Source organism: Priestia sp. SB1, from assembly GCF_038898415.1.
Genome location: NZ_JBBJSS010000004.1, coordinates 548,289 through 561,332 on the forward strand (window position 1 = coordinate 548,289; position 13,044 = coordinate 561,332).

Here is a 13,044-nt window from a genome sequence, read left to right on the forward strand (position 1 = left end):
AAATCATTCCCGTTTTACTTTTTTCTATAAAACGATATCTATATAGAATAGAAAAAATGAAGAAGCAGCTGCCTCTTCATTTTGAGTTTGATGTTTCTATTCAAAAACTATTCTCTGTACGATGATTCGTCTCCACGGTAGGCTTCTTGATTTGATATTTCTTCAATATGCATATGCCCTTCTCTCTCTAAACGAAGAACCGTACGCTCTGCATCTTCATAACTCTCGCACGTCACTTGTTTATATTCCATATCGTCTTTATCTGTGTAAGCCACTAAATATGTTTCCATTTTAACTCCTCCTATATAAACTATATGTAACGTATGTTGCCTTTTTCGTTTATTTCTAAACATATAGGCTCCAAACATAAAGCCTAGCATACTATAATAGCGGAACTTCAATTTAAAAAGTTGAATTTTTCATTATGCACCGATGCAACATGGAGGTTACGCTTATGACATTTATTTTATCATTCGTACCAATTGTTGTTCCTTTTGGTATTTTAATTAGCTTAATTGCTTTTACAGCTGCTTTTTTACAATCAAAAGAGCATCATAAAAAGCTCTAGCTTACAAAAGCTAGAGCTTCTTTTTAAAAACGTCTATAGCGTTTAATCAGTCCCACAATAATAACAATTGCTAATAAAACAATCGAGATGATAACAGTAATGACAATTGGCTGATTTCCACTTTGTTTCACCGCAATGGCAATATAAGCCCAAATAAAAACAAGCGGATAAACAGCGTCTCGGTTTTTTAATGTAAACATAATGCCCAGCGCAGCCCCTACCAGCAGCATAATAATCGTCCATGCTAATTCATTTAGGCCAAGCAAGTGCTGTATTCCATTTGCTTGAAATACGACAAATACATTAACAATAGTCGCAACAGAAATCCATCCAAGATAAAGCGAAATCGGCAGACGCATAAACCATGTCGTCATCCGAGAATGCTGAATAATGGAATATACAATCATTAATGTGCCTAAAATAAAGAGCATAACTAAAAGGGATAACTTATAGTAATCGTTTTGGAAAATAAAGATCCACGCACTATTTAACAAACAGTTTAGAAAAAACCAAATGCCTATACGTGCATATATTTCTTTTTGATCTTCTCTTGCAAAAAATTGGCGTATAACCCAAATGGTTAATAACAAATAAATAACGCCCCAGATAGCAAAGGCATAACCGGCTGGTGTAAACAACGTAGGAACTTGCGCAGAAGCCTCTGCCGTTGTTTTGCCTCCTATTGGAATCGCATTTGCTAAATAATTCACAAGAAGTGTAATAGCCAAGCCTACTGTATTTAATACAGCATACAAACGAAATTTTGCCATTTTGTTCTCTCCTTTCTTCTATTTATATGGGAATGTTTCGGAGACGAAAACGGCTCTTCCCTTCATTAATACCTCTTCTTCCCTAAAAATATGCATTTTTAAACAAAAATGATTAAAAATAGCTTCAAAAAGCTACCTCTTTAAGAGATAAAAACCGTTAGGGAACAATTTTCCATAACGCTTTCTATTTTTCAGAATATATGGTAAGTTAAACATAGACTAATAGGAAGTCCACTAGGGGTGCCGACTGGCTGAGACAAGTTTTCTTGATCCCTTTGAACCTGATCTGGCTCATACCAGCGTAGGAAAGTGGCAATGTTCAGTTTTGTACTGTCCTTTGCCACTCCGTTTATAAACGGAGTGTTTTTTATTTCCTTTATGTGCTTGTTTGTGACTTTCTCATATTAAAGGAGGATTTTGATGTCATTTTCATCTCAATTAAGACAAGAAGCAAACTATATTTACGAAGCCATTTTTAACCACCCTTTTATTAAAGGAATTGCTGAAGGAGACGTGCCAAAAGAAGCGCTTATTCACTACGTTTCTCAAGACTACGAATACTTAACAGCATTTGTCCGCATTTACGGCGCTGCTTTAACAAAATGCCGCACGCGTACCGAAATGGAAGCCTTTAATGCCGGCATTTCTACGGTATTACATAGTGAAGTACACCCTCATAATAATTTTTGTGACGTAGCAGGCGTACGCTATGAAGACCTCCACACTGAGGCTCTTTCACCAACGGCCAGCCACTACATTAACCATATGACAAGCGTTGCGCATACAGGCAGCTTAGCGGAAATCATTGCCGTGCTTCTTCCATGTCCGTGGACGTACGTTGAAATTGGCCAGCGCATTACGGAACAAGTAAATCCATCTCCTTCTCATCCTTTTTATGAATGGATTCAGTTTTATAATAATGAAGAAATGAATGGCACAACACAATGGTTTTGTAGCAAGCTTGATGAACTCGCCGAACAAGCGACTGAAGAAGAACGTAATCGTATGAAAGATCACTTTATCAAAAGCTGTGAGCTGGAGTATTTATTTTGGGAAATGGCGTATACACAAGAAAAATGGCCGCTTTCTCAGCTTTCACTTTCAAAATAACGAAAAAGCCTCCTATCAGGAGGCTTTTTATTTCAATAATTTTTTAATCATTTTCAAGTTTTGTTTCTCTGAAGGATAGCGGAATGACAAATCAAACTTCGTTGTTTGAGCCAGCATGCTTTTAAAATGAGAAAATGTCTGAAAGCTGTCTTTTCCATGATATTGACCCGTACCGCTTTCTCCAACTCCGCCAAAGGGTAAATATGGCGTAGCGATATGCATAAGCGTATCATTTATACAGCCTCCTCCAAATGAAAGACGCTCCGTTATGACATTTTGTACATTTGCACTTTCCGTAAACAAGTAAAGAGCTAACGGCTTAGCTTTTTCTTGAACTTTATGAATAACTTCGTCTAGCGTTTCGTATTCAATCATAGGAAGAATAGGCCCAAAAATCTCTTCTTGCATAACGTCTGATGTCCAGCTTACTTCACTTAACACCGTAGGTTCTATTGTGAGCGTACTTTTATTATACCCGCCTCCAACTATAGCGTTTCCGTCTTTTAAAAACTCAACTAGCCGAATAAAATGGCGCTCACTGACAATACGGCCGTAGCGCTCGCTTTCAAGCGGATTACTACCGTAAAATTGATAAATCGCTTCGCGAAGTTTCTCCACTAGCTGCGCTTTTACCTTTTTATGCACGAGCAAATAATCGGGAGCAACGCACGTTTGGCCTGCATTCATTCCTTTGCCAAACATAATTCGCTTCGCTGCAAGATCTAGGTTTGCATCTTCATGTACAATGCACGGACTTTTTCCTCCTAACTCCAGCGTGACGGGAATAAGCTGCTTCCCTGCTTCTTGCATAATAATTTTCCCTACATTTACACTTCCCGTAAAGAAAATATAATCGAGGGGCTGTTTTAAAAGCATGCTCGTCGTGTCTACAGCGCCTTCAATCACCGTCACAAATGCGGGATCAAAAGCCTCAGCTAGTAATTCTTGTATAACCCGAGATACGCTAGGCGTTAATTCAGAAGGCTTTATAATCGCCGTGTTTCCAGCGGCAATCGCTCCTACTAAAGGAGACAGCGCTAATTGAAACGGATAGTTCCACGGAGCAATAATTAACGCGACTCCATACGGTTCAGGCACAATTTTCCCTTTAGAGCCCACGTGTGTTAAAGCGGTTTTTACTTTTTTAGGCTTCATCCATTTTGCTAAATGCTTAAGCGTAAACCGAATTTCCTCTAGTAAAATCCCAATTTCCGACGTGTACGCCTCTACTTCAGATTTATTCAAGTCTTGTTTTAAAGCATCCATAATTCTCTGCTCGTTTTGTTTGACTGCGTCTCTGAGCTTATTCAGCGCTTGAATGCGGCTGCTGATGCTCTTTGTCTTTTGTGCATAGAAATACTGCTTTTGTGTAGAGACAATATGTTCAATGACCGTTTCATCTGTGATATAGAATTGCTCGTGGTTCATCTCTTTCATCTCCCTATAAACATTCAGCTTCAACTGTAGCAAGCAAGCTTTTTAATAGCTCAACTGCCTCGTTTAAAGCCAATGAATAATATCTCTGCGTTCCTTTTTGTTCAATTTGCACAAGCTTTTGATCACGTAAAATTTTCAAATGATGAGAAATTGCCGGTCGTGATAAAGTAGACTCGTTTGCAATTTCATTAACGGTTAAAGGCTCTTTTTCCGCGAGCAGCAAAATAATATCTTGTCTTGCTGAATCACTTAGAGCCTGAAAAATAGGAATGCTGGCACGAAATAACTCCACTGCTTTTTCACTCATAAATATTCTCCTTTATTTAATTTCTTGTGTTCTGCGGACAACGGATGAAAGCCACTTTCTTGGTACAAAGCGCGGGATGAAGGTGGCGAGACGAAACTGTACTCCTGGTACGATAACCGTCTGCCCTTTCATAAATTTTTTATAGCCCGCTTTAGCAACTGCTTCTACATCCATTGCACCGCTTTGAAAAAGCTTGGAATTGCTCAGCTGAGCCCGGTCGCTAAAACCCGTTTTAGTTGGACCCGGGCATAGAGCACTTACCGTTACATTGTTACCTCTTAATTCATTTTCAAGGGCCTCTGTGAAAGATAATACGTACGCTTTCGTTGCGTAATACACTGTCATAAGCGGACCCGGCATAAATGCAGCAACGGACGCAATGTTTAAAATTTTCCCGTGATTTCTTTTGACCATATCGGGTAAAAATAATTTTGTTAAATGAGTTAATGCTCGGATATTTAAGTCAATCATGTTTAACTCTTCATCTAAAGCTGTTTCAATAAATTTACCGTATAGTCCAAAACCTGCATTGTTCACTAAATAATCAACGTGCATTTCTTTATTTTTAAGTTCTTCATACAGTGACTGTATCTCTTCTTCTCTTGATAAATCCTTTACAACCGTTATTACGTCAATATTATAAGTAGATTTTAAATTCTCTCTAATCGCTGTTAGTTTATCAGCACTTCTGGCAACTAAAATTAAAGAATGGCCATCCTTTGCGAATTGATAAGCTAACTCTTTACCTATTCCTCCGGACGCACCGGTGATGAGCGCATAATGCTGTGACATAGTGTTCACTCCTTATGTTTATATGTTCAAGAACTTAAACATTTAAACTTATCTTATAGGATTCATTTTTTCCCGTCAACTGTTTTCTATACTCTCCTTTTCTTTTATGTTTTCCATTTTTGCCATTTGCGCATTTCTGTACATTTTTTTACAAAATATGCGTTTTCTTTACATAGAAGGCTAATGTCGTCTAGTTTTGACAACCTTTGTCACCTAGCAGGAAAACAAGTGAAGATATGGTGAATACAACATACAACAAATAATCCATTACATAGTTGGATGAAAATAGATAAGGGAGGAAATGAAAAATGATGGAGACGTATACAATTAAAAAAGTAAGTGATCAATTAGAGGTAGAAAAGAAAACGTTAAAACAATGGGAAAAATTATTGGGCAGCTATTTAACAATTGAACGAGTAGATGGGGCCCGTGTCTATACAGAGGAACAAATTGAATTATTTAATGATATTAAACAGCTGTTTGATGAACAATGTACGTTAGATGAAGTCAAAGAATATGTTCAGCTGCTGATAAAGGAACAAGAAGAGCAGGAGCATTTAGTGATGGAATCAGAGGCAGCGGTTTCAAAAGAAGAAGAACCAGCAAAGTTGAAAACTGCTAAAAAAGAAAACGTCATTGATTTTCAAGAACACTCCAATAAACAAATGAAGCAAGAAAAGAAAAAAGCTGCTGAAAAGCAGGAAAGCATTTCAGAGAATAAGCAAGAGAAGACCCCTCCTATACCTGAAGCACGATTAGCTACTGAAGAAGAAAAGCAGGCTATTTCTGCTTCTATTGAAGAACCAAAACCAAACGACCTTGTCGTGAATGAAAAAGAGCTGCTTCAAGGGGAACTAGTAGAAGCTGTTCGCCGCTATGAAGATGTGTTTGAAGTACTTGATACGTTTAAAGCTGATTTGTTAAAAGAAATGCGAGAAGGAATGCGAAATGAAGTTCGGGAAGAAATTGTCGGAGAAGTAAAAAAAGAGCTTGAAAAAAGTGCTACTCAAACTGTAGAAATGGTGGAGTCGGTCGGGGCATATATCTCTGAGTCTTCAGAACGCAGCGCAAGAGATGTAGAAAATATGTCTAAAAAAATTATCCGTTCTAACGAAAAATCGTTTGATGAAGTCACTTCTTTGATTGAAGATTATTCAACAATTGCGGAAGAAAAAACAGAGGATATGCGCCTGTTCATGAAAGATGTCATGGAGAATGCGGATGAATCCTCTAAAGAAATGCAGTATTTATTAGACCGATTCTCAAGCAATTCTACCGTTGCAATGAATCAAGTAAAATTTATGGTTGAAAAACTAAACAATTCTTCAACTAATACGACAGAAGAGCTTCGTGATTTAATTGATTCGATGAATGAAGAACGAGTCTATTATTTGAAAGAAATGGAGAAAGAGCGTAAGCTTCATCGTCAAAGCGTAGCTGAACGCGAAGAAATGTTTAGTGATTTTGTCCAAACCTTCAGACAAACCGCCGCTGCTGATATGAAGCGAAAACGGAAGTGGTGGAAGCTGTTTCTCTCCTGAAAACACCTGCCCTATGATAATAGGGCCGGTGTTTTTTGATGGTATAAGCACTAGTAGTTTGTCTATACGAAACGTTAAGGTAACCTATGCTGATGAGACGTTATACTTTGAAAAGCATGATAGCCGCTTACCGATACGCCTATAGTCCCCGCTCCCGGAAACACTGTATCTCCGCACAGCCACAGCCCTTGTAAGCCAGATCGATGCGAAATGCTGTTGAACAAGGCATGATCTAACGTTTGCGGAAAGCCTCCCACTCCGCCGTTTGGGCGAGAAGTGAACCTTTCCCATGCTTTAGGAGCTCCTGAAATTTGATGCTCTGCTTCTTCAATGTTAGGAATGATAGTTTTAATTCCTGCTATCATTTTTTTCTCAAGAACTTGTTTTTGAACATCATAGGTTTCCTTGTTACTCCACTTGCTAAGCTCAATGTGAGTAGATGCTGTAATTGTACGTTTGCCTTCCGGCGCACGAAAACGATCGTCAGGATGAGACACGGAAATAAATAAATGATTTCCTTCCGTCATCTCGCCTTGTTCGGATTGAAGCACTTGCTGAAACAACTCTACCTTCTGCGGAAGATTTCTTTCATCAATCGCAACATACATCGAAAACGTTCCCCACTGCGGAAGCTTGCTTTTTTCTTTGGCCCTCTTATGGATATGTTGGTAATCTTCATCATGCAGTAAAGACTTTAAGCTTTGAATTGGCGCGTTGCATACAACGTCTGAAGCGCGGTAGCGGTTACCTCTATGATCATGCACGATCCACTCGTCGTTATCACGCTCTATCTTTACTACTTTCCTTCCTAGAGTCGTTTTTCCTCCGTTGGCTTTGATAGATTTTTGCAGGGCTTCTGCGACTTTGTATAAGCCACCGTTCACATAGAAAGCTCCTTCGTGATAAATATCCAACGCTAGACATCCGATAAGCATTGAACAGTTCTCACTCGTTGTCTGCATGCTGTCTATTAATTGACCATCAATAAAATGAATAAAGTCCGTTTCGTCTAGCAACCTGTGTTTTTTTAGTAAATGACTAAACGATTGATGAAAATAAGGTAATAACTTCACAGACCCAAGATTTAACGAACTTACCAGCCTACTCCACTCACCGATTGTGAGAGGAGGAAGAACCGGCAGCGGCCGCATGAGCTTGCGAATTTCTTTTGCAACTCTAAAAATACTTTCATAGAAGCTCCTAATATTCTTCGCTTTATGAGGAAATTGTTTTTGAAGATACGAAATATGCTGATACCGGTCTTGATAATAAATTAGTGTACGATGTGGAAGATGAACTTTCATGATTTTCTCAAGAGAAATCTTTTCAATTTCTAGGTCCAGGTACGTGCTGATTCGCTCATGGATCCCTCCGCGCTCAAACCCCATTCCAAGCGTCGCTCCGACAGGAAATGTATAGAGATGGCGCTGAAATTTCCCGGCACAGCCTCCCCACTCTCGAGAAGCTTCTAAAACCGTCACTTCATGGCCATGTTTAGCTAAAAGCGCTCCCGCTGTTAACCCACCTATTCCTCCACCTATTACAACAACTTGCTTATGCATGTTTTCACCTTCTTTAACTCTTTCTTCTATTGTGCAAAAAAAAGAAGCTCACCGCAATTTAGAAGCGGCTCGTTACGGCAATAAAAAAGCTGTGAATGATCTCACAGCTTTTTGGCTTATTTCGTAATCACTCCACAAACAATTCGATCTCCTGAGTTTCCTGAAGGATCTGTTGTGTAATCGTCTACTTTATCATGTATCACTAATGCCGACCCATCCATATCTATAAGAGAATTCGGCTTTCCTTCTTGCAACGTCACAAGAGAAGCAAAAATTTCGGTATCTACTTTTCCATTTGGCGCAACTTCTAAGTTGGGCAAGTCACCCGCATGCGGGCCTTTTGTATTTTTAAAGCCGTGTTCACGCTTAAAAGGATTAAAATGGGCCCCTGCTGTTTTGAAATCCGGCACCTCACATTTTCCTATTTCATGAATATGAAATCCATGTCTCCCGGGTGAAAGACCTTGAGCAGTTAATTTAATTTGCACACCGTTCTTTGCTTCTGTCAGCGTAGCCTCTCCTACTTTTTTGCCTGACGTATTCGTTAAATCTACTTTAACAGGTCCTACCGATACCTCGCTCGTTTCTTTCGCTTCCTCGGTTTTCAGGTGGTTTTCATGAGCGTTATTTTGCTCTTTTACCATGCTGCATGCTCCTAACAATAACAGAACAAAGACTACGCATCCGTTCATTATCAACTTTTGCATCCGTGATTCCTCCTTTTGCTTATTTATCACCATCCTTTCACTATTTTCCTTTTTTTAGACATCAAAAATAAGATTGAGACATACGTTCACCTTACCAAAGAAAAAATCCGAACGAGTTGGATTCTTAATGAAGAACCTCAATTCATCGTTCGGATTTTCCTTCAACTAAAATACTTTGTTTTAACGTCTTACTTTTGTTTAAAGTTGTATTCTTTTTCCGTTCCGTTTGAAAAACGAACTTCTAATTCAAACGACTGAAAATCTTTTTTTAGGCCAAACGCATCGATTACTTCCTTTTTTACATCTTCATCCGGGGTGCGCTGATCAAAATTTAACTTTTTAAATGTTGAAGATAATTTATTAAACGCTTTGTCTCCGTTCAAGTGCTCATCGTTAATATTATCATCCACTTTGGCTTCTATCTCATCGTTTTCATTTTCATAGTCGGCTTCATAATCATTATTAAGCCCCTTGTAGTCTACTTCTAAATCAAATTTTGAAAAGTTAAAAGATGTGTTTTCACTTTGATTATCATAGCTCATCGGCGTTCCGCCATTTGTCACGCCTTGTTTATTTTGAGCTTCTCTTGCGGGTGCCGCATCATCATTGTGGCATGCTGAAAGTACGCTCATACCTATAAGGGAAAAGAATATGAAAAAGGGTCTTTTCTTCACTGTATTTCCTCCTTTGACTTCACTCTTCCTTCCCTTTATGTCCACAAATTCAATTTATATACGCCTTCACTAGAAAATCCCGCTCTCTAAAAAGAAAGCGGGGTTTTTCGTCTTGTTTATTTTACATTAGAATAAGAAATACTGTACATGCTGTTAAAATACGTATTATAAAGAGCTTGAACAGCACGGTCTAAAGCGTCTGCTTTCACACCAAACATCATGCTTACCTCAGAAGAACCTTGGTTAATCATTTCAAGATTCACTTCAGCACGAGCAAAAGCTTCTGTAGCTTTCGCAGCAATTCCTACTGTGCTATTCATTCCCTCTCCTACTACCATAACCATAGCAAGATCACGTTCAATAAAGATTTCATCTACTTCAAGTTCTTTTTCAATTCGAGCAAATACGCGTTTTTCCACATCTGGCGTAAGCTGATGCTCGCGCATGATGACAGAGATATTATCAATTCCTGAAGGAGTATGTTCGTATGAAATACCTTCATCTTCTAAAATTTCAAGCAATCTTCTGCCAAAACCAATTTCACGGTTTAATAAGTATTTGCTCACATGAATATTGCAAAAACCTTTGTCACCAGCGATTCCAACTACTGGCGTATCGCCGTGAGGACGCTCAGCCACAATGAATGTACCTTTTGCTTCAGGATTATTTGTATTCTTAACACATACAGGAATGCCTAGTTTATAAACCGGCTCTAGCGCTTCATCATGGAAGACAGAAAAACCTGCATAGGATAGTTCGCGCATTTCTCTGTATGTGACTTCTTTCATTTCATGAGGCTTTTCCACAAGTCTTGGATCTACGCTGTAAATAGCATCTACGTCAGTAAAGTTTTCATACAAGTCAGCTTTTACTCCTGCTGCTACAATTGAACCTGTAATATCTGACCCACCGCGCGAGAACGTAACCATGTTCCCTTCTTCAGAGTAGCCAAAAAATCCTGGAATCACCAAAATGCCCGAACGCTCTCTTAGCCGCGGCAGTTTTTCATAAGACAGTGGAAGCACTCTTGCTCTTCCTGGTTCATCAGAAACAAAAATACCTGCTTCTTTTGGATTTACATAATGAGCTTCAAACCCTAAATGATTTAAATAAGCAGCCATTACCTTTGCGTTATTATCTTCTCCACTTGCTTTGAGACAATCTAATAAGCGAAACGGATCGTTTTTATGTAAATCAATAAGTGATTGTAAATTCGCAATAATATCAGTAATAATCGTTTCTGGCATAGACAAGTCAACCACGATTTCACGATAGCGATCGATTACTTGCCCAAACTCATCGACGTAATCTTCTCCAAGCTGTATTTTGGCAGAAAGTGCGATTAACAAATCTGTCATTTTTGTATCTTCTCCGTATCGCTTGCCCGGAGCTGATACAACTACCAGCTTTCTCTCTTTATCAGACGTTACAATATGCGCAACCTGTTTAAATTTCTCTGCGCTTGCAACTGAACTCCCGCCAAACTTCGCAACCTTCATGTTTGAGACACTTCCTTACTTTGTTTTTAATATTCGATTATTGTACCATATTTTATCAAGTAGAAAAGCTTATCTATCTAACTTTTCTAAAAATTAAAGGAATACTACCGTAATTGTACTCTCATAAAGAACAAATGTCTACCACAAAAACACAAAAAGACTGATTTTACATGATGTAAAATCAGTCTTTATTTGTTATTCTGCTTTTGGTTTTTTTAATACACCTACAAGGACCGCTGTCACAATGGCACCAATTAAAATTGCTAGTGCATATAAAAGAGGATTTCCTTGTACAATTCCGATAACGAATACACCGCCGTGTGGTGCTGGTAAACCGATGTGGAACATCATTGTTAAAGCACCTGCTACTGCAGCACCGATAACCGATGCGGGAATAACACGGCCTGGGTCAGCTGCTGCGAATGGAATCGCACCTTCTGTGATAAATGAAAGACCCATTACATAACACGTTTTACCTGTTTCACGCTCTTGGCGAGTAAATTTGTTTTTGAACAAAGTTGTCGCAATAGCCATACCTAGTGGCGGAACCATACCGCCTGCCATAATCGCTGCGTGTGGAGCATAGTTTCCAGCATCAATCATTGCGATACCAAATGTAAAGGCTGCCTTATTAATAGGACCACCCATATCAATAGCCATCATACCGCCTAAGATAATACCTAATAATACTAAGTTACCCGTGCCAAATCCACTTAACCAGTGCGTTAACCCTTTGTTAATTGCACTAACTGGCTCATTTACAACATAAAGCATAATCAATCCTGAGATAAAAATCCCAAATAGCGGATAAAGAAGAACTGGCTTAATTCCATCAAGAGCTTGCGGCAGGACGCTGAACAATTTCTTTAATCCCACTACTACATAACCCGCTAAGAAACCAGCGATTAAACCACCTAAGAAACCGCCTCCGCCAGAAGCTGCTAAAAGACCTGCAACCATACCAGGAGCTAAACCAGGACGATCAGCAATACTCATTGCAATGAACCCTGCTAGTACCGGTACTAGTAAAAAGAATGCATTATCTCCGCCAATTGTTTTTAGTGCCGCTGCAAACGCATTGTACGTTGGATCTTTCGGTTCTGCTGAGTGAATACCAAACATAAATGAAATGGCGATTAAGATCCCGCCCCCTACAACAAACGGAAGCATTGCTGATACACCGCTCATTAGGTGTTTGTAAAACCCTGTACGCTCTGATCCTTTACTTTCTCCGCCTTCTTTGCTGCCACCGCCGCCGCTGTATACAGGAGCGTCTCCTTTTAACGCGCGGTTAATTAATTCTTCGGGCTTACGAATTCCTTCAGCTACTGGAACTTGAATAACTTTTTTACCTGCAAAACGTTCCATTTCTACTTGCTTGTCCGCTGCAACAATAATAGCGGTAGCGTTTTCAATTTCTTCCTTCGTCAACGCGTTTTTAACACCGCTGGAACCATTTGTTTCAACTTTGAGCGTCACGTTCATGTCTTTCGCTTTTGCTTTTAGGCTATCCGCTGCCATATACGTGTGGGCAATTCCCGTTGGACAAGCCGTTACAGCAAGCACTAATTGATCTGAAGCTGTATCCACTTCTTCTTCCGGCGCTTCATTTTCAGTTTCTTTATCATCAATTGCTTTAATGACTTCATCAATTGATGATGCTGTTAGCAACGTTTTTCGGAACGATTCGTCCATTAATAACGTAGACAAACGAGATAATGTTTCTAAGTGAGCATTATTCGCGCCTTCACTCGCTGCAATCATGAAGAATAAATGTGCAGGCTGTCCGTCTAATGATTCATAATCAATACCTTCTGTTGAGCGTCCAAATGCAATGGCCGGTGTTTTTACCGAGCTTGTTTTTGCATGCGGAATGGCAATGCCTTCCCCAATTCCCGTTGTACTTTGAGATTCACGATTTAAAATTGCCTCTTTATAGCCAGCTCGGTCGCTTAAGCGACCAGCTTCGTCTAATTTTCCAACTAACTCATCAATAACATCAGCTTTTGACGTGCTTTTTAAATCAAGAATGATTGTATCTTTTTTTAATAGTTCTGTAATTCTCATTCTCGGTTCC

13 protein-coding genes and 1 riboswitch are annotated in these 13,044 nt (G+C 39.2%); of the genes, 3 read left to right on the forward strand and 10 right to left on the reverse strand.

Going from position 1 to position 13,044, the window contains the following annotated elements:
* Window positions 1–107: 107 nt before the first annotated feature.
* Both WKH56_RS17955 and WKH56_RS17960 read right to left on the reverse strand, forming a co-directional pair.
* Entirely contained in the window at window positions 108–290 is a 183-nt protein-coding gene (locus WKH56_RS17955; RefSeq protein WP_013056847.1) for a hypothetical protein, read from the reverse strand.
* Window positions 291–591: 301 nt separating this feature from the next.
* Window positions 592–1,338 carry a TspO/MBR family protein gene (locus tag WKH56_RS17960; RefSeq protein WP_168760687.1) on the reverse strand — a complete coding sequence of 249 codons (747 nt, stop codon included), beginning with the start codon at window positions 1,336–1,338 and terminating at the stop codon, window positions 592–594.
* Window positions 1,339–1,564: 226 nt separating this feature from the next.
* A riboswitch (TPP riboswitch) is annotated at window positions 1,565–1,663 on the forward strand.
* 95 nt (window positions 1,664–1,758) lie between these two features.
* Here WKH56_RS17960 and tenA point away from each other — a divergent pair.
* A complete protein-coding gene (tenA, locus tag WKH56_RS17965; RefSeq protein ID WP_243494584.1) occupies window positions 1,759–2,448 on the forward strand; it encodes a thiaminase II in 690 nt (229 codons plus the stop codon).
* Between the two features lie 27 nt (window positions 2,449–2,475).
* Here tenA and WKH56_RS17970 read toward each other — a convergent pair whose 3' ends face one another.
* From WKH56_RS17970 to WKH56_RS17980, 3 genes are read right to left on the reverse strand one after another with little or no spacing between them, the layout of a single operon-like run.
* Window positions 2,476–3,876 carry an aldehyde dehydrogenase gene (locus WKH56_RS17970; protein ID WP_243494583.1) on the reverse strand — a complete coding sequence of 467 codons (1,401 nt, stop codon included), beginning with the start codon at window positions 3,874–3,876 and terminating at the stop codon, window positions 2,476–2,478.
* A 13-nt stretch (window positions 3,877–3,889) separates the two neighbouring features.
* Window positions 3,890–4,192 (reverse strand): ArsR/SmtB family transcription factor, encoded by a 303-nt coding sequence (locus WKH56_RS17975; RefSeq protein ID WP_033578848.1) that lies wholly within the window; start codon window positions 4,190–4,192, stop codon window positions 3,890–3,892.
* A gap of 12 nt (window positions 4,193–4,204) precedes the next feature.
* Entirely contained in the window at window positions 4,205–4,984 is a 780-nt protein-coding gene (locus WKH56_RS17980; RefSeq protein WP_243494582.1) for an SDR family NAD(P)-dependent oxidoreductase, read from the reverse strand.
* Between the two features lie 308 nt (window positions 4,985–5,292).
* Between WKH56_RS17980 and WKH56_RS17985 the strand changes: the two genes are divergently transcribed.
* Window positions 5,293–6,525 carry a helix-turn-helix domain-containing protein gene (locus WKH56_RS17985; protein ID WP_028413525.1) on the forward strand — a complete coding sequence of 411 codons (1,233 nt, stop codon included), beginning with the start codon at window positions 5,293–5,295 and terminating at the stop codon, window positions 6,523–6,525.
* A 74-nt stretch (window positions 6,526–6,599) separates the two neighbouring features.
* Here WKH56_RS17985 and WKH56_RS17990 read toward each other — a convergent pair whose 3' ends face one another.
* Entirely contained in the window at window positions 6,600–8,087 is a 1,488-nt protein-coding gene (locus tag WKH56_RS17990) for a phytoene desaturase family protein (RefSeq protein ID WP_310884383.1), read from the reverse strand.
* Here WKH56_RS17990 and WKH56_RS17995 point away from each other — a divergent pair.
* The gene (locus tag WKH56_RS17995) at window positions 8,086–8,214 is read left to right on the forward strand and encodes a hypothetical protein (RefSeq protein WP_321175146.1); all 129 of its coding nucleotides are present in this window, start codon (window positions 8,086–8,088) and stop codon (window positions 8,212–8,214) included. The two genes, WKH56_RS17990 and WKH56_RS17995, sit on opposite strands and share 2 nt — an antisense overlap.
* Here WKH56_RS17995 and WKH56_RS18000 read toward each other — a convergent pair.
* The 4 genes from WKH56_RS18000 to WKH56_RS18015 form a co-directional block, all read right to left on the reverse strand.
* Entirely contained in the window at window positions 8,204–8,794 is a 591-nt protein-coding gene (locus tag WKH56_RS18000) for a superoxide dismutase family protein (RefSeq protein WP_028413527.1), read from the reverse strand. The two genes, WKH56_RS17995 and WKH56_RS18000, sit on opposite strands and share 11 nt — an antisense overlap.
* 188 nt (window positions 8,795–8,982) lie before the next feature.
* Entirely contained in the window at window positions 8,983–9,468 is a 486-nt protein-coding gene (locus WKH56_RS18005) for a YusW family protein (RefSeq protein ID WP_028413528.1), read from the reverse strand.
* A gap of 116 nt (window positions 9,469–9,584) precedes the next feature.
* On the reverse strand, window positions 9,585–10,967 hold the full coding sequence (locus WKH56_RS18010; protein WP_310884382.1) for an aspartate kinase: 1,383 nt from the start codon (window positions 10,965–10,967) through the stop codon (window positions 9,585–9,587).
* A gap of 195 nt (window positions 10,968–11,162) precedes the next feature.
* Window positions 11,163–13,034, reverse strand: coding sequence for a PTS fructose transporter subunit IIABC (locus tag WKH56_RS18015; RefSeq protein WP_028413530.1), 1,872 nt, complete (start codon window positions 13,032–13,034; stop codon window positions 11,163–11,165).
* Window positions 13,035–13,044: the final 10 nt, after the last annotated feature.